Origin of the sequence: Streptomyces apocyni, from assembly GCF_009739465.1 — a bacterium.
GTDB classification, from domain to species: domain Bacteria; phylum Actinomycetota; class Actinomycetes; order Streptomycetales; family Streptomycetaceae; genus Streptomyces; species Streptomyces apocyni.
In genome coordinates this window covers 117,949-143,946 of the sequence record NZ_WHOM01000061.1, presented here as the reverse complement: position 1 = coordinate 143,946, position 25,998 = coordinate 117,949, and the positions used below count along the sequence as shown (strand labels likewise).

Sequence of the window (25,998 nt, the reverse complement as noted above, 5' to 3'; positions counted from 1 at the left end):
GTTGACCACCGCAAGCGTGTCGTCGGACGGCGTGTCAGACCTGGCAGACGTGGCAGACGAGTCATCGGGCGGGCTGCTCGCGCTGACCGGCGCCCAGACGGGCATCTGGAACGCGCAGCGCCTGGAGCCCGACTCGCCCTACTACGTGGTCGGCGACGTGGTGGAGATATCCGGCGACCAGCCGGTCGACATCGACGCGCTGGTCGAAGCGGTCCGGGCGACCACCGAAGAGGCCGAGACGCTGCGGCTGCGCGTGTACGACACCCCCGACGGGCCGCGCCAGGCGATCAGCGACGAGCCGGTCGAGCCGCCCGCGGTGGTCGACGTCAGCGCCGAGGCCGATCCCGCCGCCGCGGCGGACGCGCTGGTCCACGCCGAGCGGATGCGACTGGCCGAGGCCTGCCAGGAGATGACGGACCGGCCGCTGTACGCGCGTACCGTCATCCGGCTGTCCGACCGCGAGGTCTGGTACACCCAGCTCGGCCACCACCTGGTCTTCGACGGCTACACCGCCGCGATGCTCGCCCGCCGCACCGCCGCCCGCTACACCGCCCTGGTAGGCGGCACCGAGCCCCCACGGTCGACGTTCGGCTCCTTCGCCGCGCTCGTCGCCGCCGACCGCGCCTACCGCGACAGCGACCGGTTCGCCGACGACCGCGCGTACTGGGTCGACCGGTTCACGCCGCTGCCCGACGTCGGCGACCCCGGGGACCTGGACACCGCCGCCGGACCGCCCGGCCGCACCCTGACCGCGCGTGCCGTCGTCACCCCCGAGGAGACGGCCGCGCTGCGCGCGTTCGCCGACCGCGAGGGCGTCACCTGGGGCGAGGCCCTGATCGCCGGTTACGCCGCCTTCCTGCACCGCATGCTGGGCCGCACCGACGTGGTGTTCGCGCTGCCCCTGATGTGCCGTACGGGCTCGACCGAGCTGCGCACCCCGGCCATGGCGGTCAACGTGCTGCCGCTGCGCGTGACCGTCAACGGCGGGGACGGGCTCGGGGACTTGAGCAGGCGGGTCGCCGCCGCCATGCGGGAGATGCGCGACCACCAGCGGTACCGAGGCGAGGACCTGCCACGCGACCTCGGCGTGCCCGGCGCGGGCGCGCTGCTGCACGGGCGCGGGATCAACCTCAAGGCGTTCGACCTGTCCATCGACTTCGCCGGGGCCACCGGCGTGATGCGTAACGTCGCGGGCGGTCCGCCGGAGGACATGGGCCTGAGCGTCCTGCCGACCCGCGACGGCGGGCTGCTGCTCGGCTTCGAGGTCGACGGCCGCACCAACGACCAGGCCGCCGTCGACGGCAAACTGTCCGCGCTGCGGGCCCTGCTGGCCGGTCTCACCGACGGCCTGCCCGTCGGGCGGGTCGCCCTGACCGACGACGTGGCGGGGCTCCTCGCCACCTGGGCGCCGCCCGCCCTGCCCGGCACACCGGTCGACGTGCCGACCGCGTTCGACGCCATGGTCGCCGCCGACCCCGGACACACCGCCCTGGTGTGCGGCGCCGAGCGGCTGACCGCGGCCGAACTGGCCGACCGGGTACACCGACTGGCCCGTGCCCTGCGGGCCCGCGGGATCGGTCCTGACGACGTCGTGGCGCTGGCCCTGCCGCGCTCGGCCGACTCGGTGGTCGCCCTGCTGGCGGTGATGGACGCGGGCGCCGCGTTCCTGCCCCTGGACGCCGCGTACCCGCCCGAGCGGCTGCGCGAACTGCTCGACGACACCCGCCCCGCGCTCGTACTGACCGCAGGCGCGGTCGCAGGCGCGGGCGCGGGCCCGGGCCCGGTTGACGGGGTGCCGTGGGACACGTTGCTCGACGAGGCGGCCGGGCTGCCCGGCACGGCGCTGACGGCCGACGAACTCGCCGCGCCCCGGCACCCCGAGCACCTCGCCTACGTCATCCACACCTCCGGGTCGACCGGACGCCCCAAGGGCGTACTCGGCCGGGTCGGCGGCCTCGCCGCACTGCTGCACCACCAGCGGTCGACGGTCGTCGCCGAGACCGAGGCCGAGGGGCCCCAGGGCCGACGGCTGCGCACCGCGCACACCTATTCCTTCGCCTTCGACTCCGCGTTCGACCACCTGGTGTGGCTGCTGTGCGGCCACGAACTGCACGTCTACGACGCCGAGACCACCCGCGACGCCGACGCCCTGCTCGCCGCGTACACCCGCGACGGCATCGACATCGTGGACACCACACCGTCGATGGCCGCGCCGCTGGTCGACGGCGGCCTGCTGGACCGGCGGCCGACGCTGCTCGTGCTCGGCGGGGAGGCGACACCGCCCGCGCTCTGGCGGCGGGTCGCCGACTCCGGGGTCACCGCACGCAACATGTACGGGCCGACCGAGGCGACCGTGGACAGCACCACCGCCCCGATCGACGGCGACGAGCCGACGATCGGCCACCCGCTCGCGGGCACCCGGATCTATCTGCTGGACAACGCGCTACAGCCGGTACCGCACGGCACGGCGGGCGAACTGTACCTGGCAGGCCCGCACCTGGCCCGCGGCTACCTCGGCAGGCCGGGAGCGACCGCCGAGCGGTTCGTCGCCGACCCGTTCGGCGCGCCGGGCGAGCGGATGTACCGTACCGGCGACCTGGCCCGCTGGGTGCCGGGACGGGGCCTCGCCTACCTGGGCCGTGGCGACGGACAAGTCAAGATCCGCGGCCACCGGGTGGAGACCGGCGAGGTCGAGGCCGAGCTCGCCGCGGTGCCCGGCGTCACCGCGTCGGCCGCCACCATCCGGTCGTCCCGGCTGATCGGCTACATCGTGTCCGCCTCGGCCAGCCCGGACGCGGTGCGCGACCACCTGGCCGGGCGGCTGCCTGACCACATGGTCCCGGCGGCCGTGGTGGTGCTGGACGAACTGCCGCTCACCCCCAACGGAAAGCTCGACCGCGCCGCCCTGCCCACACCCACGGTGTCCGGCGGCGGCCGGGAGCCGAGCACCGAGCGGGAGCGGCTGCTGTGTGCCGTACTCGCCGAGGTGTTCGAGGTCGAACGGGTCAGCGTGGACGACGACTTCTTCGCGCTCGGCGGGGACAGCATCACCGCGATCACCGTCAGCAGCAGGCTGCGGGCGCGGGGGATCGAGCTGCGGCCACGGGAACTGCTGGCCCGCCGCAGCTTCGCCGCGCTGGCGGCGTCCGCCGGGCTGGTGGAGGACGTTCCCGAGGCGGTGGACGACCCGACAGGGCCGGTCCCCGCGCCGCCGATCGTGCGCGGCCTGCTCGAGCCGCACCCTGACGTGCGCGTCGTCGCCGGGTACGCGCAGTGGACCGCCCTGCGCGTCGACACGCTCGCCTACGACGAACTGGCGGCAGGCGTACGGGCGGTACTCGACCGGCATGACGCGCTGCGGCTCCGCGTCGGTGACGACGGTCTGGAGGTGCTGCCGCGTGACGCGGTAAGGGCCACCGTCGGTGAGGTCCACGTCGGCGAGGCCCAGACAACTGGCGTGCACACCAGCGAGGTCGACGGCGGTGCGGCGCATGGCCGTGCGGCGCGTGGCGGTGCGGCGCAAGGCCGTGCGGCGCGTGGCGGTGCGGCGCAAGGTGGTGAAGGCCACGGCGGTGAAGCCCACGGCGGGCAGGACCGTGAGGCGGGCATCACCGCGCTCGCCCAGCGGCTGGCGGGGGAGCTCGACCCGCTGTCCGGGGATCTGCTGCGGGCGACCCTGGTCCGTACCGGCGACGGCACACCGGACCGGCTGGTCATCGTCGTCCACCACCTCGCCATGGACGGCGTGTCATGGCGGGTCCTGCTGCCCGACCTGCACACCGCCTGCGCGGGCGGCGCCCTCGACCCGGTCGGGGCGTCGTCCTGGCGGCGGCACGCGACCCTCCTCGCCGAACAGGGGGAGTCCGGCGCGCGACGCCCCGAACTCGCCTACTGGCACACCGCGCTGGACTCCGCGACCCGGCTGGGCGCGAGGCCGCTGGACCAGACCCGCGACACCGTGGCCACCGCCCACCGGTCGGTCACCGTCGCCTCGCCCGAGGTCACCGAAGCCCTGCTCACCACGCTTCCCGCCGCGTACCGCGCGGGAGTCGACGAGGTGCTGCTGGCCGCGCTCGTCCTCGCCCTGCGGGACTGGGGCGTGTCCGGTGACGCGATGACTGTCACGATGGAGGGCCACGGCCGCGAACACCTCGACCTGTCCCGCACGGTCGGCTGGTTTACCAGCGAGTACCCGGTCCGGGTTCCGACGCCGGGCGATGTGGGGCAGTTGCTGCGCGCGGCCAAGGAGGCCAAGCGCGGCGTCCCGGACGGCGGCGTCGGCTACGGCGTCCTGCGCTTCCTCGACCCGCAGACGAGCGCCGAGTTGGCGGCCACCCCGCCACCGGACGTCCTGCTCAACTACCTGGGCCGGTTCGCCCCGCTGCCCGGCACCGGATGGCGTCTCCCGGAGCGGGACGCCTTCTCGGTGACCGAGCCCGACTCCAAGGCCCTGGAGCAGGTGCTCGCCCTCAACTGCTTCGTCCACGAGGAGGGCGCGCCCCGGCTCGCCGTCGAGTGGACCGCCGCGTCCGGGGTGCTCGGCCCGGACGTCGTAGCGGCCCTGCAAACCGCCTGGGCCACGGCCCTGGACGCGCTGGCCGCGCACGCGCCGCACACCACCGGCGGGCTCACCCCGTCCGACCTGCCGCTGGTCGACCTCGACCAGGCCGCCATCGACGCCATCGAACGCACCGGCCAGGTGGACGACGTACTGCCCGCCACGCCCCTCCAAGTCGGGCTGTCCTTCCACACGTTGGTCCGCGACGACCACGACACCGACGTCTACGTTGTCCAGGCCGTCACGACCCTTGCCGGAGAGCTGGACGAGGACCGGATGACCGAGGCCGCGCGGGAACTGCTGCGCCGCCACCCCGCGTTGCGCGTCTACCTGGCCCCGGCGGGCGACGACGTCGTCCAGGTGATCCCCGCCGACGTCCTCCTGGACTGGCGGCGCGACGACCGGTTCCCCGAGGCCGCCCGCGCCGAGCTGGAGCGCCCGTTCGACCCGGCCAGGCCGCCACTGATCCGCTTCCTGCTGTCCCGCGTCGGGCCCGCCGAACACAAGCTGGTGATCACCAACCACCACGCCCTGCTCGACGGCTGGTCGATGCCGCTGGTCGGCCGAACCCTGCTGGCCATCTACGCCGAACTGGGCGGCGGCCCCGCGGTCCCCGCCGCCCCGCCGCTGTCGGAGTACTTCCGCTGGCTGGCGGGCCGGGACCGTACGGCGTCGCTCGACCTGTGGCGGGACGCGCTGGCCGGTGTCGACGACGCGACGCGGCTGGCCCCCGCCCGTACCGGCACCGGGGCCGTCGTGGAGCGGCCCGACCGGGTGACCGTAGGACTCGGCCGGGAGTTCAGCGACCGGCTGCGCGCCTTCGCCCGCGACCAGGGCGTCACCCTCACCACCGTGCTCCAGACGGCCTGGGGCCTGCTCCTCGGCAGGCTCACCGGACGCCGTGACGTCGTCTTCGGCTGCCCGGTGTCCGGTCGGCCCGCCGAAGTCGACGGCGTGGAGGCGATGATCGGCCAGCTCGGCACCACGATCCCGGTGCGCGTCCGGCACACCCAGGACCAGAGCGCGCGGGACCTGATGGCTCAGGTGCACACCGAGAGCGTCGCGCTGGCCGAGCACCACCACGTCGGACTGCCCGAGATCCAGCGGGCGATGGGCGTCGGCGAACTCTTCGACACCATGCTGGTGATGGAGAACTTCCCGCTGTCCAGCCGGAAACGCACCCCACTCGCCCCCGGCCTCGACCTCACCGGCGTGGACATCACCGACGCCACGCACTACGCGCTGACCGTGATCGTCATCCCCGACGACGAGATCACCATCGGCCTCGGCTACCAGCCGCACGCCTTCACCGCCCAGACCGTACGGGACTACGGCCGCTGGCTGCACCACCTCCTGCGGGAGATCACCGACGACCCGGCGCGACCCGCGATCGCCCTGCCCGTGCTCGACTCCGACGAGCGGGAGCGCGTGCTGCGCACCGGCACCGAGGTCGTCCCCGCCAGGGCCCGTGGCCACTGGCTGGAGGAGTTCGCGGCCTGGGTGGGCCGTAAGCCCGACGCCGAGGCCCTGGTCTGCCGCGACCGCAGCCTCAGCTACGCCGAACTGGACCGCCAGGCCAACCGGCTCGCCCACGCGCTCATCGCGCACGGAGTGCGGCCGCAGGACCCGGTCGCGGTCCTGCTCGGGCGCGATGTCGAGATGACGGTGGCGCTGTTCGGTGTGGCCAAGGCGGGTGCGGTGTACGTGCCGTTGGACGCGAGTTATCCGCGGGAGCGGCTGGCGTACATGCTCGACGACATGGCCCCGGCCGCCGCCGTGACCACCGGCGCCGAACTGCCCAGCGAGCGGGAGATCCCGGTGCTGCGGCTCGACGACCCGGCCACGCTCGCGTCCGTACCCGACACCGACCCGTCCGAGGCGCGCGCCCGGCTCACCGATGACGCGCTCGCCTACGTCATCTACACCTCGGGCACCACCGGGCGGCCCAAGGGCGTCGGCGTGACCCACCGGGGCGTACCCGACCTGATCGCGCTCCAGGAGGAGGTCGTCCAGGTCACCGAACACGACCGGTACCTGCACTTCGCGTCGACCAGTTTCGACGTCGCGTTCTGGCAGACCATGGTGCCGCTGCTGTCCGGCGGTACGTCCGTGATCGCGCCCGAGGACGTGCGCGTACCCGGCGACGAACTGCTCGACTACATCGTCGAGCACCGGGTGACCGGAGTGAACCTGCTGCCGTCGTTCCTGGCCGCGATGCCCGACGACCGTACCGTCCACCCCGACGTGTTCTTCGTCGTCGGCGCCGAACGCCTCGACCCCGAACTGGCACGGCGCTGGGGCACCGGCCGCCGCGCGCTGTTCAACGCCTACGGGCCGACCGAGGTCACCATCAACTCCGTGACCTGGCAGTACGATCCGGACGACACCGGACCGCTGCCGATCGGCCGCCCCGACCCGGGTGTCCGCGCGTACGTACTCGACGGCGGGCTGCAGCCGGTCGGCATCGGTGTGACGGGGGAGCTGTACCTCGCGGGACCGAGCCTGGCCCGTGGCTATCTGGGCCGCCCCGGTCTGACCGCCGCCGCGTTCGTGGCCGACCCGTACGGCCCGCCCGGTGAGCGGATGTACCGCACCGGCGACCTGGTGCGGTGGCGGCCCGACGGGCAGCTGGTGTTCCTCGGCCGCGCCGACCACCAGGTCAAGGTCCGTGGCTTCCGCGTCGAGCTGGGCGAGATCGAGTCCACGCTGACCCGCCACGCCGACGTACGGGCGTGCGCGGTGATCGTGCGCGACGGCAGGCTGATCGGCTATGTCATCCCGACCGACGGCGCCGACCTGGACACCGCGCGGCTGCGCGAGCACCTGGCGGCGGAGCTGCCGGACCACATGGTGCCGACCGCGCTCGTGCCGATCGACCGGCTGCCGCTGACCCCCGGCGGCAAGCTTGACCCGGAGGCGCTGCCCGACCCCGAGACCAGCACGGCCGCGCGGCGCGGGCCCGCCACCGAGGCGGAAGCGGTGCTGCTCGGCGTGTTCCGGGACGTCCTGGGCACCGACGCGATCGGCCCCGACGACGACTTCTTCGCGATCGGCGGGGACAGCATCGTGTCGCTTCAGGTGGTGTCGCGGGCCCGCCGCCAGGGCCTCGGCCTGACCGCGCGCGACGTGTTCGAGGGCGCGACGGTCGCCGGGATCGCGGCACGGGCCAGCGCGCTCGGCGGCGACGAGGCACCCGCAGTCGGGGACGCGCCGTTGACCCCGATCATGCGCGACCTGCTGCGCCGTGCCCCCGGTAGCGCGGCGGACGGGTTCTGCCAGTGGGTGGAGGTCTGCGTACCAGCGGGCGGTGATGAGCCGACCTGGCGGGCGGTACTCGACGCGGTCCTGGCCCGGCATGACGTGCTGCGCGCCCAACTGGCCGGCGACACCCTGCACATACCGGCGGTCGGCGCGGTGACCTCGGCCGACGTGCTGACCTGCGTACGCGCGGGGGAGGGGGAGGGTGCGCAGGCGGCGGATGCCCCACAGGCGGGCGCCCCACAGGCGGGCGCCCCACACGCGGACGCCCCGACCGCCGTGGACGGGCTGCGGGAACTGGTCGACGCCCAAGTCGCCGCCGCCCGCGCGTCGATGGACCCGCGCACCGGGCCGATGCTGCGCGCGGTGTGGGTGGACGCGGGGCCCGCACGGCCCGGCAGGCTGGTGCTGGTCGCGCACCACCTGGTCGTCGACGGGGTGTCCTGGCGCATCCTGCTGGACGACCTGGAGCACGCCTACGCGGGTGGCTCGCTGGCCCGGCACGGCCAGTCGTTCCTCGGCTGGGCGCGCACGCTGAGCGACGCCGACCGGCGGGCCGAACTCCCGCACTGGCGACGCATGACCGCCACACCGGCGCTCGCCCCGCCGCTCGACCCCGCGCGGGACACCGTGGCCACCGCGGCGCACCACGAGATCCGGCTCGACGCCGACGCGACCCGCGCCCTGATCACTACGCTGCCCGCCGCCTACCGCACCACACCGGACGCCGTGCTGCTCACCGCGCTCGCCCAGGCGGTAGGGGCCTGGCGCGGGACGCCCGAGCTGCTGGTCGCGCTGGAGAGCCACGGCCGCCCGCCCCAGGTCGACCTGTCCCAGACCGTCGGCTGGTTCACCGCCGTCCACCCCGTACGGCTCACCGCGGACGACGACGTCAAGGCGGTCAGGGAGCGGCTACGGGCCCAGGGCGACGGCCTCGGCTACGGCATCCTCACCGCGAGGGGCCAACTCGACCCCGTACAGCCGGAGATCGCCTGGAACTACCTCGGGCAGTTCCCCGGCGCCCCGGCGACGGAGACACCGTGGCAGGCGGCACCGGACGCCGATCCGCTCGGCTCGGGCGGGTCCGACGCGCTGCCCCTGCCGCACAGCCTGATGGTCAACGCCCTGGTGCGCGACGACGCGCTCGGGGTACGGATCACCTGGCCGTCCGCGCTGTTCACGGCCGACGCGATCGAAGAGCTGGCCGCGCACCTGCGCACCGCGCTCGTCCGTACCGCCGCCGCACCGGAGGTCAGCGGGCTCGACCGGGACCACCCGGTCGCCGACGTACAGCCGCTCACCCCGCTGCAGGAGGTGATGCTGCGGCACTCGCGTACCGAGCGCCCCGACCCGTACACCGTGCAGTCGACGTTCTCGCTGGCCGGGCCGCTCGACATCGACGCCCTGCACGCCGCTGGCGGCGACCTGCTGGCCCGGCACCCGAATCTGGGCGCCGTGTTCCCCGCCGACCTGGCGGTGATCCCGGAATCGCCCCGGCCGGACTGCCGCGTGGTCGACGGACCGGCCGACGAGGCGCTGGCCGCCGACCTCGCCGAGCCGTTCGACCTCACCGAGGGACCGCTCATCCGCCTGACCGTGATCCGGCACCGCCCCGAGCGCGCCGACCTCGTCATGACCAGCCATCACGTACTCTCCGACGGCTGGTCGGCGCCCCGCATCCTCACCGAGCTGTTCGCCCTCTACACCGCACGGGTCAGCGGTACGCCCGCGGACCTGCCCGCCCCCGTACCGTTCGGCGACTATCTGCGCTGGCGCGCCGACCACGAGCCGGATCTCGCGGTCTGGGCCGCCGAGTTGGAGGGGCTGCCGGAGGGCGACTACCTGAGCGGTGGCGTCGCCGAGCCCGGTCCGGCCTGGCAGGATCCCACGCTCATCGAGTTCGACGCCGCGCTGGTGGCCGACCTCACCCAGCTCGCCGCGCGGCGCGGCCTGACCCGCAACACGCTGGTGCAGGGCGCCTGGTCGGTGCTGCTCGCGCGGCGCTCCGGCCGGACGGACGTCTGTTTCGGGGCCATGGTCGCCTGCCGTCCCCCGGAGCTGGCCGGTGTCGAGGAGATCATCGGCTTGCTGGCCAACACCGTGCCCGTACGAGCCCGGCTCGGCGGCACATTCGCCGACACGCTCGCCGACCTGCAGACCAGGCAGCGGGCGCTGGGCGAGCACCAGCACGTCGCCCTGCCCGACCTGGAACAACTCACCGGACGGCACCGGCTGTTCGACAGTCTCGTGGTGTTCGAGAACTACCCGGTCGACCCGGACCGGCTGCGCGAACCCGCCCCCGGGCTCACGGTCGTCGGCACCCGCTTCCGCGAGTCGACCCACCACCCGGTGACCCTGACCGTCATGCCGGACGGCGACGGCTGGACCGGCGTGCTGGCCCACCGGGCCGGGGTCGATGTCGAGGGGCTCGCCGAGGAACTGCTCGACCTGCTCCGCGCCTTGGGCGGCCACCTCGACCACGACGTACGCGACCTTCTGGAGATCCGATGAGTGCCAGGGAAGCCGCGCCACCGGCCGAACGGGTCGACGGCCAGTTGCTGCGCATCGCGTTCATCCTGGTGCTCGGCACGTTCATGGCCACGATCGACGCCACCATCGTCAGCGTCGGAATCGACACGCTGGCGGGCGAGTTCGGCGCGTCCGTCGCCGAGATCCAGTGGGTCAGCACCGCCTACCTGCTGGCCGTCGTCGCCGCCGTGCCCGCGTCCGGCTGGCTGTCCGACCGGTTCGGCGGGCGGCGGACCTGGCTCGTCGCCGTGGGGGTGTTCCTGCTCGGTTCGCTGCTGTGCGCGCTGGCCTGGTCGGTGACCAGCCTGGTCGTGTTCCGGGTGATCCAGGGCCTCGGCGGCGGGCTGCTGCCCGCGACCGGGCAGGCGCTGCTGGCCCGTGTCGCGGGACCCGGGCGCACCGGACGGGTGATCAGCGTCGTCGCCGTCGTGCCGCTGCTGTCGCCGGTGCTCGGCCCGGTGGTCGGCGGCTCCATCCTCGGGGTCGCGCCGTGGCCCTGGCTGTTCCTGGTCAACCTGCCGGTCGGGCTCGTCGCCGTCCTGCTGGCGCGCCGCCATGTGCCCGTGGTGCCGCCGTCGACGCGGCGTACGGCGTTTGACCTGCGGGGGGCCGCCCTGCTCTCGCCTGGCCTGGCCGTGCTGGTGTACGGGCTGACCGAGGTCGCCCACGGCCGTACGCTCCCGGCCACGATCGGCGTGGCGGCGGGCCTCGCCATGCTGGCGGCCTTCTTTGTGCACGGGCTGCGGACCCGCCACACCCCGCTGGTCGACCCCCGGCTGTTCACCCGGCCGCCGTTCGGCGCCGCCGCCCTCGCGCTGCTCGTCCTGGGCGCGTCGGTGTTCGGCACGATGTTCCTGCTGCCGCTGTACTTCCAGACCGGCCGTGACCTGTCGGCATGGGAGGCCGGGCTGCTGCTCGCCCCCCAGGGCCTGGGCGCGGTCGCCGGGTCGGTCCTGGTGAACCGCACCATCGACAAGGTCGCGCCCCGGACCCTGGTGGTCACCGGCATCGTGCTGATCCTCGCCGGTACCGTCCCGTTCACCCAGCTCGACCACGCGCCCACGGACCTGGTGATCGCCTCGGCGCTCGTGGTCCGCGGGATCGGGATGGCCATGATCGGCGCGCCCGTGATGAACATCGTCTACAGCCGCATCGAACCCGAGCACCTGCCCCGCGCGTCCGGGGCTCTCAACCTGCTCAACACCGTCGGCGGCTCGGTCGGCACCGCGGCCCTCGCCGTGGTGCTCCAGGACCGGCTGGCCGCCCGTGGCCCGGACGTCTCCGCGGCCTTCGCCGACACCTTCTGGTGGGTGATCGGTTTCTGCCTGCTCGCCGCCGCCGGGGCCACCAGGCTGCCCCGAACCCACGTAGGGAAGTCATCATGACGCACATCCGCCCCACACCGGCCGATCTCGCCACCGCCCGCCCGCTGCCCGCACGGCCTGATCGTGCGTCGGCCGCCCGTCCCCTGCCCGCACCGGGCGGTCCGGCCACCGCCCGTCCGCTGCCCACGCCAGCCGATCTGGCCACCGCCCACCCGCTGCCCGCACCGGCCGATCTCGCCGCCGCCCACCCTCTGTCCCAGGCGGCAGCCGAAGCCATCGCCGAGCACCGCGAGACCGTGGCCGCCGTACTCGCCCGCCGCGACCCCCGTCTGCTCGTGGTCGTCGGCCCCTGCTCGGTCCACGAAACCACCGCCGCACTGGAGTACGCGGCCCTGCTCGCCACCGCCGCCAGGCGCCTCGCCGACGACCTGGTCATCGTCTTCCGCGCCTACCTGGAGAAGCCCCGCACCATCACCGGCTGGACCGGCCTGCTCGCCGCCCCCACGCTGGACGACAAGGGCGACCTGGCGACCGGACTGAACGTCGGCCGGTCCTTCCTGACCGAGGCGGCCGCCACCGGACTGCCCCTCGCGTACGAATGCGTCGACCCGGCCCTCGCCCCGTACGTGGCCGACACGGTGTCCTGGGCGGCCATCGGCGCGCGCACCGTCGCCAGCCAGCCGCACCGCCATCTGGCCTCCTGGCTTCCGATGCCGGTCGGCATGAAGAACTGCGTCTCCGGCAGCACCGACACCGCGATCGCCGCCATCCAGGCCGCGGCCCACCCACACACGCTGCCCGCCGTGTCGTCCGACGGCCGCCTCACGACCCTGCACAGCACCGGAAACCCCGACACTCACCTGGTTCTGCGCGGCGGCCCGACCCCCAACTACGACCGGGAGAGCGTGGCGCGCGCCCGCTCGGCCCTCGCGGCGGCCGGACTGCCCCAGCGCATCGTGGTCGACGCCTCGCACGGCAACAGCGGCAAGGACCACAACCGCCAACCGGCCGTCATCGCCGACCTGGCCCAGCAGATCACCGACGGCGACCAGTCGCTGGCGGGCGTCATGATCGAGTCCTATCTGTCCGACGGCGGCCAGGACCTGGCGGCGGAACCCCTCCGCCCGGACCTCAGCGTCACCGACCCCTGCCTCGGCTGGTCCCGCACCGCTCCGCTGCTCGACGCGCTCGCGCTGGCGGCCCGCCGCCGGTGACCGGCGCGCCGCGCCGGGTCAGCCCGGACCGGCGGCCGTCGCGGGGGTAGTCGTTGCCGGGGCGGGCCGTACGGGAGCGGTCGGCAGGGTGAACCACACCGCCTTGCCCGCCGCGGTGGGGCGATGCCCGCAGGTCTGGCTCAGGGCGCGAATCAGCAGCAGCCCCCGGCCGTGCTCCTGCCAGGGGTCCGGCTGGTCGGCGGAGCAGGAGGCCGACAGGTCGCCGGGCGGCGCCGGGTCGGGGTCGTGCACCTCCACCCGGCAGCCGGTCGGCAGCAGCTCGATCACCAGCTCCAGCGGCGCCGCCTGAGGGGTGTGCTCGACGGCGTTCGCCACCAGCTCCGCGGTGAGCAGCTCGGCGGTGTCGCGGTCCGCGGGCGCCGCGATGTCGGACAGCGCGGTACGGACCAGGCCGCGGGCCATGGGCACGGCCGCCGGAGTGTGCGGCAGCGCGGTACGCCAGAAGGCGCCGGGCGCGGCGGCGGGCGGGGAGGCGGGCGCGGCGAGCGGCGTGGCGAGGGGGGTGGCGGCGATGGGATGCACGGCGGGTCCGTTCGAGGTGCAGGCTGTCCTGCTTTCAACCGTACGAATGGTAAGGCGCCGTCCGTAGAGGCGGTGGTCGGGGTCCCCCAGGACCTCCGACCCGGAGTTATCGCGTACTCATGACGGTAGTCATAGAGCGGTGATACGTTGCTGTGAGGGAGGTGGCCGCACACCATGAGTCCTTTCACCGGCTCCACGCCCCGCACGCCGAAGTGGCAGCACATCCGGTTCACCGTCGACGACACCGGGGTCGGCACCGTCACCCTGGCCAGGCCCGACCGGCTCAACGCCCTGACCTTCGGCGCCTACGCCGACCTGCGCGACCTGCTCGCCGAACTGTCCCGCGAGAAGTCCGTCCGCGCGCTGGTGCTGGCCGGGGAGGGCCGCGGCTTCTGCTCGGGCGGTGACGTCGACGAGATCATCGGCGCGACGCTTGCCATGGACACCTCGCGGCTGCTGGACTTCAACCGCATGACCGGGCAGGTCGTCCGCGCCGTCCGGGAGTGCCCCTTCCCCGTCATCGCCGCCGTACACGGAGTCGCCGCGGGCGCGGGCGCGGTCCTCGCCCTGGCCGCGGACTTCCGGATCGCCGACCCCTCGGCGCGCTTCAGCTTCCTGTTCACCAAAGTCGGGCTCTCCGGCGGCGACATGGGCGCCGCGTATCTGCTGCCCCGCGTCGTCGGGCTCGGACACGCCACCCGGCTGCTGATGCTGGGCGAGCCGGTACGCGCCCCGGAAGCCGAACGGATCGGCCTGATCAGCGAGCTCACCGACGAGGGCCGCACCGACGAACGGGCCGCCGAACTAGCCCGCCACCTGGCCGAAGGCCCCGCGCTCGCCTACGCGCAGACCAAGGCGCTGCTCACCGCCGAACTGGACATGCCGCTCGCCACCGCCATCGAACTGGACGCCGCGACCCAGGCTCTGCTGATGCACGGCGAGGACTACGCGGAGTTCCACGCGGCGTTCACCGAGAAGCGCCCGCCCAAGTGGCAGGGCAGGTAGCGGCCATGCGGGCAGCGACCACGCGGACGGCGACCACGCGGCCGGCGACCACGCGGGGAACGGCGCTACGGGTGGCGGTCATCGGCGGCGGCCCCGGCGGCCTCTACGCGGCGGCGCTCCTCAAACGCCTGGAACCACGACGCGAGATCACCGTCTGGGAGCGCAACGCCCCCGACGACACGTTCGGCTTCGGCGTCGTCCTCTCCGACGAGACCCTCGGCGGCATCGAACACGCCGACCCGGTCGTCTACGCCGCGCTCCAGGCGGAGTTCGTCCGCTGGGACGACATCGACATCGCGCACCGCGGCCACCGGCACACCTCGGGCGGCCACGGCTTCGCCGCACTCGGCCGCCGCCGTCTCCTGGCGGTCCTGCACGAGCGCTGCCGCCAGCTCGGTGTCGACCTCCGCTTCCGTGCCGAGGCCCCACCGGCGGCCGAACTCTCCACCACGTACGACCTGGTGATCGCCGCCGACGGCGTCCACAGCGCCACCCGGGAAGCGCACGCCGATGCCTTCGGCCCGCGCATCGAGGAACACCGCTGCCGCTACATCTGGCTGGCCGCCGACTTCGCCTTCGACGCCTTCCGCTTCGAGATCGCCGAGACCGAGCACGGCGTCATGCAACTGCACGGCTACCCCTATTCCGCGACCGATTCCACCGTCATCGTCGAGATGCGCGAAGAGGTGTGGCGGGCGGCCGGGTTCGCGGAGCTGGACGAGGCGGAGTCGGTCGAGCGCTGCGCCAAGATCTTCGCCGACGCCCTCGGCGGCCGCCCCCTCAGGTCCAACGCCTCCAGCTGGATCACCTTCCGTACGGTCGTCAACGACCACTGGTCCCACGGAAACACGGTCCTCATCGGGGACGCCGCCCACACCGCCCACTTCTCCATCGGCTCCGGTACGAAGCTGGCCGTCGAGGACGCCCTGGCCCTGGCCGCCTGCGTCGAGGAGCGGCACACGCTGCCCGAGGCACTCGCCGCCTACGAAGCCGAGCGCCGCCCCGTGGTCGCCTCGACCCAGCGCGCGGCCCGCGCCAGCCTCCAGTGGTTCGAGGAGATCGCGCGCTACACCGACCAGCCACCACGCCAGTTCGCCTTCAACCTGCTCACCCGCAGCCGCCGCGTCACCCACGACAACCTACGGCTGCGCGATGCCGCGTTCACCACAGCCGTGGAGCGGGAGTTCGGCTGCCCGCCCGGTACACCGCCCATGTTCACCCCCTTCCAGCTACGCGAACTGCGGCTGCGCAACCGCGTCGTGGTGTCCCCGATGGACATGTACTCCGCCACCGACGGCGTACCGGGCGACTTCCACCTCGTCCATCTGGGCGCCCGCGCCCTCGGCGGCGCGGGCCTGGTCATGACCGAGATGGTGTGCGTCAGCGCCGAGGGCCGCATAACCCCCGGCTGCGCCGGGCTCTACACTCCCGAACAGGCGGACGTCTGGAGCCGGATCGCCGCCTTCGTCCATACCCAGGCGCCGGGCACCGCCATCGGGGTCCAGCTCGGGCACTCGGGACGCAGGGGCTCGACCCGGCTGATGTGGGACGGCATCGACGAGCCACTGCCGAGCGGCAACTGGCCGCTGGGCGCCGCCTCCCCGATCCCGTACAAGCCGACCAGCCAGACCCCGTACGAACTCACCCGCGACGGACTCACCGAGATCCGCGAGCAGTTCGCCGCCGCGGCCTGGCGGGCCGCCCGCTGTGACTTCGACCTCCTCGAACTCCACTGCGCCCACGGCTATCTGCTGTCCAGCTTCCTCTCCCCGCTGACCAACAGGCGCACCGACGCCTATGGAGGTTCCCTGGAGGCCCGGCTGCGCTTCCCGTTGGAGGTCTTCGACGCCGTACGGGCGATCTGGCCGGAGCACAAGCCGATGACGGTCCGTATCTCCGCCACCGACTGGGCCGACGGCGGCACCACCGCCGAGGACGCCGTACGGATCGCCCGGGCCTTCGCCGCGCACGGCGCCGACGCCATCGACGTCTCCACCGGTCAGGTCGTCGCCGATGAACAGCCCGCCTACGGACGCTCCTACCAGACCCCGTTCGCCGACCGGATTCGCCACGAGAGCGGCATCCCGGTGATCGCGGTCGGCGCCATCTCCTCCTGGGACGATGTCAACTCCCTGATCCTGGCAGGCCGTACCGACCTGTGCGCGCTGGCCAGGCCGCACCTGTACGACCCGCACTGGACCCTGCACGCGGCGGCCGAACAGGGCTACACCGACGTCGAGTGGCCGCTTCCGTACCGGGCGGGCAGCAGGCCACCGCAGACCGGCCGCACGGATGCCCCGAAACCACGGCTCACCCTGGACACTGCCCGCGACGACACCGCACCGGACGCCTAAGGGGACGCCTCACGCGGCGGAACGCCTCACGCCGAGGAAGCCCGCCGCACGAACTCCGCCCCCGCGTCCCGCAGCCGCTCATGCAGCCGCGCGAACACCTCCGCCGAGCGCCCACCCGGCCACCCCTCCGGCAGCAGCTCGGCAGGCAGCCCCGGATCGGCGTACGGCAGATGCCGCCAGGAGTCCAGGGCCAGCAGATAGTCCCGGTAGGCGTCCTCGGCCGGAGTGTCATCGCGCGCCTCCCAGGCACGCAGCACCGGCTCCTGGTGGGCCAGGAACCGCTCGTGCAACTCGGCGATGGCCGCCAGGTCCCACCAGCGCGCCACCGCCTCCGCCGTCGCCGTGAACCCCAGGTGCTCGCCCCGGAACAGGTCGACATACGGATCGAGCCGCAGCCGCCGCAGCGTGTGCCGGGTCTCGTCGTACAGCCGGGCGGGCGCGATCCACACGCCGGGCGCCGCCGTGCCGAAGCCCAGGCCGGACAGCCGCGAGCGCAGGACGTGCCGCTTGCTGCGCTCTGACTCGGGCACCGAGAAGACGGCCAGCACCCAGCCCTCGTCGAGCCGGGGCCGCGTCGCCGCGTAGATGCGCCGGTCGCCGTCGTCGAGGAGCTGGCGGGCGTCGTCCGACAGCGCGTACCCGGCCGCGCCGCGCTCCGTACGCTCCGGCACCAGCAGCCCGCGCCGCTTGAGCCGGGACACCGACGACCGTACCGACGGCGCGTCCACACCGACCGCCCCGAGCAGCCGGATCAGCTCAGCCACCGCCACCGAACCCGTCGGCTCACCGGACGCGGGCGAACGGCGCCCGTAAGCGCCGTAGTAGGTGACGATCAGGGATCGCGGAGTGTGCTGGTCTGCCACGCCATTACTCTAGATCGTTTCGGCCGGACCGCCCCTCTCACCTGGTACGGACTCCCGTAGCCGGAACCGCTGCAGCTTGCCGGTGGGCGTACGCGGCAGGGCGTCCAGGAACACGATCTCGCGCGGGCACTTGTACGGCACCAGCTCGGCCTTCACGAAGTCCCGCAGCACCGCGGCCATGGCGTCGCCCCCCTGCACCGAATCGCGCAGCACCACATGCGCCACCACGATCTGCCCGCGCAACTCGTCGGAGCGCCCGACCACCGCGGCCTCCTGGACGTCAGGATGGCGCAGCAAGGCCTCTTCCACCTCCGGACCCGCGATGTTGTACCCGGCCGAGATGATCATGTCGTCCGCGCGGGCCACATAACGGAAGTAGCCGTCCGGCTCACGTACGTAGGTGTCACCCGTGATGTTCCAGCCGTCGCGTACGTACTCCAGCTGCCGCGCGTCGGCCAGATAGCGGCAGCCGACCGGGCCGCGCACGGCCAGCAGGCCAGGCTCGCCGTCCGGCACCGGTGCGCCCTTGCCGTCCACGACCCGCGCCTGCCAGCCGGGTACTGGAACCCCGGTCGTGCCCGGGCGAATGCCGTCGTCGGCGGCGGAGATGAAGATATGCAGCAGCTCGGTGGCCCCGATGCCGTTGATGATCCGCTGCCCGGTGCGGCGCTGCCAGGCCTCCCAGGTCGCGGCGGGCAGGTTCTCGCCCGCTGAGACGCAGCGCCGCAGACTGGACACGTCGTACGCGTCGCTCTTGTCCGGTCTGTTCGGCCTGTCCAGTTCATCCAGCATCGCGCGATAGGCGGTCGGCGCGGTGAAGACCACGGAGACCTGGTGCTCGGCGATCGCGGGCAACAGCTGCTTGGGACCGGCCTGTTCGAGGAGCACCGCCGACGCCCCCACCCGCATCGGGAAGACCACGAGCCCGCCGAGCCCGAAGGTGAACCCCAGCGGCGGGCTGCCCGCGAAGACGTCGTCGGGCTCTGGCCGCAGGACATGCCGCGAGAAAGTGTCGGCGATGGCCAGCACATCGCGGTGGAAGTGCATACAGCCCTTGGGCCGTCCGGTGGTCCCGCTGGTGAACGCGATCAGCGCGACATCGTCGGCCGCGGTGTCCACCGGCGTGAACGGTTCGGGCCGCCGCGCGGCCAGCTCCCGCAGGTCGTCAGGGCCGTCCCCGCCGAAGGTCGTGATCCGCAGCCCCGGCACCCCGGCCTTCGCCAGGTCCTCGACCCCGCGTACGTCACACAGCGCCTGGCTGACCTGTGCGATCTCGCAGACCGTGGCCAGCTCGGCGGCCCGCTGCTGGGCCAGCACGGTGACCGCGACGGCCCCCGCTTTGAGCACCGCCAGCCAGCAGGCCGCCAGCCACACCGTGGTCGGCCCGCGCAGCAGCACCCGGTTGCCGGGCACCACCCCCAGGTCCGTGGTGAGCACCTGGGCGATCCGGTCGACCTGGTCGCGCAGCTCGCCGTACGCCCACCGCTCGCCCGATGGGGCGCGGAAGACTGTGCGGTCCGCGCCGAACCGCTCTACCGTGCGGTCCAGGAGCTCCACGCCGCAGTTCAGGCGGTCGGGGTACGCCAGCTCGGGCAGGTCGAAGACAAGCCGGGGCCATTGCTCCACGGGCGGCAGATGGTCCCGGGAGAAGGTGTCGGCGTGGGCGGAGGCAGTGAGGGGTGTCAGCTCCATGTTCGCCCCTTAGGTGTGGTGGGGTCGCGCATCGAGCGTATCGTGATGGTGACGGCAGTCAACAGTTCGCGATACAGAGCGGTACGGAGGGGTGTCGATGTCGGCCTTCGCGCTGGAACCGAAGGAGCGGGCCTGGTGCGAGGAACTGCGCACCCTCGCGGCCGACACCCTGCGTCCCCTGGCCGAGCGGGGCGAACCGGGGCGGATCAACCGGCCCCTGATCGAGGCGCTCGGTGAACTGGGCCTGCTCGGGCGCCTCTTCGACTCCGGTTCCCTCGACCTGTGCCTGATGCGGGAATCCCTCGCCTACGCCTGTACGGAGGCCGAGACCGCCCTCGCACTCCAGGGCCTCGGCGCCCATCCGGTGCACGCTCACGGCTCGCCCGGGCAGCGCGCGCGCTGGCTGCCGGAGGTGACGGCGGGGCGCGCGGTGGCCGCCTTCGCGCTCAGCGAGCCGGGCGCGGGCTCGGACGCGGCGGCCCTGTCGCTCGCCGCGGAGCCCGACGGCGCCGCTGGCTGGCGGCTGACCGGCGAGAAGTCCTGGATCTCCAACGCCCCCCAGGCCGACTTCTACACCGTCTTCGCCCGTACGACCCCGGACGCTGGCGCACGCGGCGTCACCGCCTTCCTGGTCCCGGCCGACCGCGCCGGGCTGACGGGCGGCGCGCTGGAGATGCTCTCGCCGCACCCCATCGGCACCCTCTCCTTCGACGCGGTCCCGGTGACCCGCGTGGACCTGCTGGGCGAGCCGGACCGGGGCTTCAGGGTGGCGATGGGCACCCTCAACCTCTTCCGTCCGAGCGTGGGCGCCTTCGCGGTCGGCATGGCCCAGGCAGCGTTGGACGCGACCCTCGCGTACACCCGTGAACGGCGGGCGTTCGGCGGCCTGTTGAAGGACCTCCAGTCCGTCGCCCACCAGGTCGCCGAACTCGCCACGCGCACGGAGGCGGCCCGCCTGCTGGTGTACGCCGCGGCCGCCGCGTACGACCGAGGCGAGAGTGACGTACCGCGGCGCGCCGCCATGGCGAAGCTCCTCGCCACCGAGACCGCTCAGCAGGTCGTGGACGCGGCCGTCCAACTGCACGGCGCCCGCGCCCTGCAACGCGGCCACCTGCTCGAGCACCTCTACCGGGAGGTCAGGGCGCCGCGTATCTACGAGGGCGCGACCGAGGTCCAGCGCACCATCATCGCGAAGGAGTTGTACGCATGAGCCTGGAGCGCGTCAATCCCGCCGAGCTCTCCCCGCCCACCGGCTTCTCGCACGCGGTCACGGCCACCGGGTCACGCCTGGTCTTCCTCGCGGGCCAGACCGCACTCGACGCTGACGGCAAGGTCACCGGCGAGACCCTGCCCGAGCAGTTCGAGACGGCCCTCACCAACCTGCTCACCGCCCTCGCGGCGGCGGGCGGCACCCCAGGCGACCTCGCCCGCGTCACCGTCTACGCCACCGACGTCGCCGACTACCGCACCCACGCCCCCGAACTCGGCCGCGTCTGGCGCCGGTTGGCGGGACGCGACTATCCCGCGATGGCGGTGATCGGCGCGGTACGGCTGTGGGACACCCAGGCGCTGGTGGAGCTGGACGGGGTAGCCGTACTGGACTGACCGCCTCAGGGCTGGCCTGTCTCGGGGAGACGGGACCTAGCCTCCAGAGCCGGTGACCGGCACGCCGGGGTTGGTCAGGGCCCTCCCGCCGGTGACCGTGTTGTCGCGGGTGATCGTGACGGGGCAGCTGCCCTGGGCGTAGTTGGTGACGTTGATGGCGTACCGGCTGGGTCCCGAGGCGCCGCGGAGGTCGGATGTGTTGCCGCGGAACGTCGCGCGACAGCCCCAGCCGTCCTGGACCGTATGGGTCTGGAACCCGTCGTTGGTGGTGTGCGTACCGGTGTTGTGCGCGACGAGGACGTCATTGCCCTTGATGTCGACCCAGGAGTCGTCGAAGTGGGCGCCGGTCAGGCCGCTGCCGTCGAAGGTGTTGCCGATGATCCTGGCGCCCGTGGTGCCTTCTTTGATGTCGATGCTCTCACCGCCGATGTCCGGGCCGAGTGTGTTGTTCTCAATCAGGACGCGGTCGCTGCCGTCGCTCGTTCCGCCCGCGCTGCCGACGTAGATCCCCTCGCCCATGCCGCGGCCGTTGTTTCCGGTGTCGTAGACCGTCGAGTTCCGTATGGAGCCGTCTGAGCTGGAGTTCCGGAAGTGCACGCCCTCCATGGCGAGGCCGTGCACGGTCACGGAGTTGATGTGGACGTGGTCCGCGGCGTCCAGCATGATCCCCTTCTGGCCGCCGGTGACCGTGAACCCGCTGAGGTTCCAGTACGAGGCGCCGTTCAGGTGGAGCCCGTAGCCGCCGCGCGCCCTCAGCACCGCACCACCGGAACCGGTGAGCGTGATGGGCGCGGAACCTCTCCCGGAGGCGTACGCCTTGAAGTTGCCTCGGTAGGTGCCGTCGGCGAGCTGGATGGTGTCGCCCGGCTTCGCGGCGGCCAGCGCGCCTTTGAGTTCCGCCGCGTTACGGACGGGGACGACGGCGACGGCCTCGGTCTCGGCGTCGGCGTCGGAGGGGACGGCGACCGACGCTGACCCGGTGCCGAGGAGCGCGCCCGCGCCCAACAGGGCGGCCGCGCAAAGGGAGGTGATCCGATGTCGACGCATAAGGACTCCACCACATCCAGGTGCTCCACGGGGACTGTTAGGAACCTTTCCTTTCTATGGGCGGTCGTGGGAGTTCGCAAGGGGCGTGACGTCAGTGGATCAGCGTGACGGAAAAGAGACCTGACGCTACCTAGCGGTAACAAGCCACGGCGTGCGAGATTCCGCCATGCCACCGGCCGGCGGCCCTCCCCACGTCCCTACGCCACAGCGCCCTGGGTGTTTCCGCATGCCTGTCCGCATGCCTGTCCGCATGTCTGGTTCCGCACCCTTGGCGTGGCCGAACGATGGAGTTCCGCCGTGTCTGGTTTCCGCCCCACCCGTGCGTCCGCACCGCCCCCCGGCCGATCCCGCAGCCGATCCCCCTGGCGCCGCACCGGGCGCCGCGCGGCCCTCGCGCTCTCGGTCGCCCTGGCCGCTCTCGGTACGACCGTCACCGGGGTCGGCGGCGCGGGCACCACCGCCGCCGCGAGCCCCGGGTCCGGGCCCACGGCGATCGTGTCCATGGGGGACAGCTACATCTCCGGCGAGGCCGGCCGCTGGCGCGGCAACAGCCTCACCAACAGCGGCAGCCGGGACGGAACCGACCGGGCATGGACCGGAAGCACGTACGACCCGAGCCAGGTGTACGGCACCACCGCGAGCAACGGTTGCCACCGCTCGGACTCCGCCGAGGTGCACAGCGCCACCGGGACGACCCAGGCCCTCATCAACATCGCTTGCTCCGGCGCGACCACCCAGAACGTCTTCCGGTCCGTGAGCGGCGGCCAGTCCTACAAGGGTGAGGCTCCGCAGGCGGACCAGCTCGCGAGCATCGCCGCCGCGAACGACGTCAAGGTCATCGCCCTCTCGATCGGCGGCAACGACCTGGGCTTCGCGTCCATCATCGAGAAGTGCGCGAAGGACTACATCATTTGGTACTCCTACTGCCACGACGACCAGCAGCCCGTGGTCGACTCGAAGATCGACACGGCGATGACGAACGTCGGCAAGGCCATCGACGAGGTCCGTACGGTGATGTCCGGCGCCGGATACAGCGCCTCCGCCTACCGCGTCGTCCTCCAGTCGTACCCGTCTCCCATCCCGCGCGGCAGCGAGAACCGCTACGCGGAGAGCGGCTGGTCCCGGGTCAACACCGGGGGCTGCCCGTTCTGGAACAAGGACTCCGACTGGGCGCGGGATTCGCTGGTCCCGCAGATCGCGGGCCGGCTGAAGGAGGTGGCCGCGGCCAAGGGCGCGCAGTTCCTGGATCTGCGCGACATGCTCCAGGGGCGCGAGGTGTGCGCCACGGCGAGCCGTCTGGTCAGCGCCGCTCAGCCTCCGTCGGCGACGACGAGTGAGTGGGCCCGTTGGATCGACAGCAGCGAGACGCAGGGCCCGGTGCAGGAGTCCATGCACCCCAACTACTACGGCCAACTCAGCCAAGGGCGCTGCCTGTCCCTGATCTACGCCCAGCCGACCGGCGACTACGGCTGCCGCAACACGGCAGGTTCTGGTACATCTGGGATGTATCTGACCGCACTTCCCTAGGCGATCACAGGGGAAGTCGGCAGGGCTGGCCGCCGAGATCCCCTTTCGGGTAGGTTAGGTATGCCTAACCTAACCTGGAAGGGGATCGGGGATGAATGCTGCGGACGTCCGCACAGCCCAGCCGACCAATGGCGAGCGCGTTCGGAGCGTAGTGGCCGCGGCGGAATCGCTGCTGCTGGTCACCGACGGCCGCTCCTACGAACTGGCCGGTCTGCACGCCCTCGACGGCCGAGGGCGGCTGCGGCTGCGGGTACCGGACGACTGCGGCCTGGCCACCGAAGTCGCCCTCGCACCCCGCGGCATCGTGGCCGCCCTGCTGAAGTTCACCGACATCGCACCCACCGCGGTACGCGACCGCGTACGGGCCCGCGTGACGCTCAGCGGTTGGCTCACCCCCGTCGGCCGGCCCGCCGACGCGCCGGTCGTGGACATGCGGCTGGACTTCGCGCACGCCGAGCTGGCGGCGGGGCCGGAGGCGATCACCGTCGGACTCGACGAACTCACCCTCGCCTCCAGCGACCCGCTGGCCGTACACGAGGCCGACATGCTCACGCACCTCATCGACGTCCACAGCGACGAACTCGCCCTGCTCGCCCGCCTCGTGGACGCGCGGCTGCTACGGGGCGCACCGCGCGTCCTCCCCCTGGCTGTGGACCGGTACGGGATCACACTCCGCCTCGAACACACCCACACCCACCACGACGTCCGGCTACCGTTCCCGACGCCGCTCCACCACGCGGCGGAGGCGGGCGACCGCGTACAGACCCTGCTCGCCGCCGCCCGAGCCTGCCCGCGCCTGGACCAGTCCCCGCTCCAGCCGTGACGTCACCGATCCGGATGTCGGCGATCAGATGTCGCGGAACGTCTCGATCTGCGCGCCCACCGAGTTGAGCCGCTCGGCCAGCTCCTCGTAGCCCCGGTTGATGACGTACACGTTCCGCAGTACGGACGTGCCCTCGGCCGCCATCATCGCCAGCAGGACGACCACCGCGGGCCGCAGCGCGGGCGGGCACATCATCTCCGAGGCCCGCCAACGGGTCGGACCCTCGACCAGCACCCGGTGCGGGTCCAGGAGTTGCAGCCGTCCGCCGAGCCGGTTGAGATCGGTCAGATAGATGGCGCGGTTGTCGTAGACCCAGTCGTGGATCAGGGTCTTGCCCTGCGCGACCGCCGCGATCGCCGCGAAGAACGGCACGTTGTCGATGTTCAGGCCGGGGAACGGCATCGGGTGGATCTTGTCGATCGGCGCCTCCAGTTTGGAGGGGCGTACGGTCAGGTCCACCAGGCGGGTGCGGCCGTTGTCCGCCGCGTACTCGGGGGAGCGGTCCTGGTCCAGGCCCATCTCCTCCAGTACCGCCAGCTCGATCTCCATGAACTCGATCGGCACCCGGCGGATGGTGAGTTCGGACGAGGTGACGACGGCGGCGGCGAGCAGGCTCATCGCCTCGACCGGGTCCTCGGACGGCGAGTAGTCGACGTCCACGTCGATGTCCGGCACGCCGTGCACGGTGAGCGTGGTGGTGCCCACACCCTCCACCCGTACGCCCAGCGCCTCCAGGAAGAAGCACAGGTCCTGGACCATGTAGTTGGACGACGCGTTACGGATCACCGTCACGCCGTCGTGCCGGGCGGCCGCGAGCAGCGCGTTCTCGGTCACCGTGTCGCCGCGCTCGGTCAGGACGATCGGCCGGTCCGGGGCCGTGCGGTGCACCTCGGCGTGGTAGATCCCCTCGGTGGCCGTGATGTCGAGGCCGAACCGGCGCAACGCGATCATGTGCGGCTCGATGGTACGGGTGCCGAGGTCGCAGCCGCCCGCGTACGGCAGCTTGAAGCGGTCCAGGCGGTGCACCAGCGGGCCGAGGAACATGATGATCGACCGGGTGCGGCGCGCCGCCTCCGTGTCGATGGCGTCCATGTCGAGTGCGGCAGGCGGGACGATCTCCAGGTCGCCGCCGTCGTTGATCCAGCGGGTGCGTACGCCAATGGAGTTCAGCACCTCCAGGATGCGGAAGACCTCCTCGATGCGGGCCACCCGGCGCAGTACGGTGCGGCCCTTGTTGAGCAGCGAGGCGCAGAGCAGCGCCACACAGGCGTTCTTGCTCGTCTTGACGTCGATCGAGCCGGAGAGCCGACGGCCTCCGACCACGCGCAGATGCATCGGCCCGGCGTAGCCCAGAGAGACGATTTCGCTGTCCAGAGCTTCACCAATTCGAGCGATCATCTCAAGGCTGATGTTTTGGTTCCCGCGTTCAATGCGGTTGACGGCGCTCTGGCTTGTGGCGAGCGCCTCGGCGAGCTGCGACTGTGTCCAGCCCCTGTGCTGACGGGCGTCACGGATGAGCTTGCCGATGCGTGAGAGGTAGTCGTCTGACATGGCGGCAGGCTATCTCAGATATGAGATGGGGTCGCGCTGTGGGGGGCGTTGGGGTGACAGGTCACCCAAATGCTCGGTATCTAGGTGATATCGGATGACACTGG

14 protein-coding genes are annotated in these 25,998 nt (G+C 72.6%); 9 read left to right on the top strand and 5 right to left on the bottom strand.

All coding sequences use genetic code 11. From position 1 onward, the window contains the following. Position 1: 1 nt before the first annotated feature. Genes GCN81_RS17155 through GCN81_RS17145 form a run of 3 tightly spaced genes read left to right on the top strand, consistent with a single transcriptional unit; the run spans position 2 to position 12,884 of the window. Positions 2 to 10,327 (top strand): amino acid adenylation domain-containing protein, encoded by a 10,326-nt coding sequence (locus tag GCN81_RS17155; protein ID WP_407697979.1) that lies wholly within the window; start codon positions 2 to 4, stop codon positions 10,325 to 10,327. Further along, positions 10,324 to 11,730 (top strand): DHA2 family efflux MFS transporter permease subunit, encoded by a 1,407-nt coding sequence (locus GCN81_RS17150; RefSeq protein WP_156725509.1) that lies wholly within the window; start codon positions 10,324 to 10,326, stop codon positions 11,728 to 11,730. The genes GCN81_RS17155 and GCN81_RS17150 overlap by 4 nt, the downstream gene beginning before the upstream one ends. Next, entirely contained in the window at positions 11,727 to 12,884 is a 1,158-nt protein-coding gene (locus tag GCN81_RS17145) for a 3-deoxy-7-phosphoheptulonate synthase (RefSeq protein ID WP_156725508.1), read from the top strand. Before GCN81_RS17150 ends, GCN81_RS17145 begins: the two co-directional genes overlap by 4 nt. Positions 12,885 to 12,902: 18 nt before the next feature. On the opposite strand, the gene GCN81_RS17140 is transcribed toward GCN81_RS17145, so the two are convergent. After that, positions 12,903 to 13,427 carry an ATP-binding protein gene (locus tag GCN81_RS17140; protein ID WP_407697978.1) on the bottom strand — a complete coding sequence of 175 codons (525 nt, stop codon included), beginning with the start codon at positions 13,425 to 13,427 and terminating at the stop codon, positions 12,903 to 12,905. Between the two features lie 174 nt (positions 13,428 to 13,601). On the opposite strand from GCN81_RS17140, the gene GCN81_RS17135 reads away from it, so the two are divergent. Continuing rightward, positions 13,602 to 14,432 (top strand): enoyl-CoA hydratase family protein, encoded by an 831-nt coding sequence (locus GCN81_RS17135; RefSeq protein ID WP_156725506.1) that lies wholly within the window; start codon positions 13,602 to 13,604, stop codon positions 14,430 to 14,432. Between the two features lie 5 nt (positions 14,433 to 14,437). Beyond that, complete coding sequence (locus tag GCN81_RS17130; protein WP_156725505.1) at positions 14,438 to 16,786, top strand: bifunctional salicylyl-CoA 5-hydroxylase/oxidoreductase; 2,349 nt, start codon at positions 14,438 to 14,440, stop codon at positions 16,784 to 16,786. A gap of 26 nt (positions 16,787 to 16,812) precedes the next feature. On the opposite strand, the gene GCN81_RS17125 is transcribed toward GCN81_RS17130, so the two are convergent. Further along, positions 16,813 to 17,649, bottom strand: a complete 837-nt coding sequence (locus GCN81_RS17125; protein WP_156725504.1) for a PaaX family transcriptional regulator — start codon at positions 17,647 to 17,649, stop codon at positions 16,813 to 16,815. 9 nt (positions 17,650 to 17,658) lie between these two features. Further along, on the bottom strand, positions 17,659 to 19,341 hold the full coding sequence (locus GCN81_RS17120; protein WP_156725503.1) for an AMP-binding protein: 1,683 nt from the start codon (positions 19,339 to 19,341) through the stop codon (positions 17,659 to 17,661). Between the two features lie 97 nt (positions 19,342 to 19,438). Between GCN81_RS17120 and GCN81_RS17115 the strand changes: the two genes are divergently transcribed. Both GCN81_RS17115 and GCN81_RS17110 read left to right on the top strand, forming a co-directional pair. Continuing rightward, entirely contained in the window at positions 19,439 to 20,551 is a 1,113-nt protein-coding gene (locus GCN81_RS17115; protein ID WP_156725502.1) for an acyl-CoA dehydrogenase family protein, read from the top strand. Next, positions 20,548 to 20,946, top strand: a complete 399-nt coding sequence (locus tag GCN81_RS17110) for a RidA family protein (RefSeq protein WP_156725501.1) — start codon at positions 20,548 to 20,550, stop codon at positions 20,944 to 20,946. Before GCN81_RS17115 ends, GCN81_RS17110 begins: the two co-directional genes overlap by 4 nt. Positions 20,947 to 20,982: 36 nt before the next feature. Here the strand turns inward: GCN81_RS17110 and GCN81_RS17105 are convergent, their stop codons facing one another. Next, the gene (locus GCN81_RS17105; RefSeq protein WP_156725500.1) at positions 20,983 to 21,993 is read right to left on the bottom strand and encodes a right-handed parallel beta-helix repeat-containing protein; all 1,011 of its coding nucleotides are present in this window, start codon (positions 21,991 to 21,993) and stop codon (positions 20,983 to 20,985) included. Between the two features lie 297 nt (positions 21,994 to 22,290). Between GCN81_RS17105 and GCN81_RS17100 the strand changes: the two genes are divergently transcribed. Further along, positions 22,291 to 23,520 (top strand): GDSL-type esterase/lipase family protein, encoded by a 1,230-nt coding sequence (locus GCN81_RS17100; protein ID WP_231626780.1) that lies wholly within the window; start codon positions 22,291 to 22,293, stop codon positions 23,518 to 23,520. Positions 23,521 to 23,671: 151 nt separating this feature from the next. Beyond that, a complete protein-coding gene (locus GCN81_RS17095) occupies positions 23,672 to 24,343 on the top strand; it encodes a DUF2470 domain-containing protein (protein WP_231626779.1) in 672 nt (223 codons plus the stop codon). Between the two features lie 24 nt (positions 24,344 to 24,367). Here the strand turns inward: GCN81_RS17095 and GCN81_RS17090 are convergent, their stop codons facing one another. After that, positions 24,368 to 25,894, bottom strand: a complete 1,527-nt coding sequence (locus GCN81_RS17090) for a helix-turn-helix domain-containing protein (RefSeq protein ID WP_156725498.1) — start codon at positions 25,892 to 25,894, stop codon at positions 24,368 to 24,370. Positions 25,895 to 25,998 lie beyond the last annotated feature (104 nt).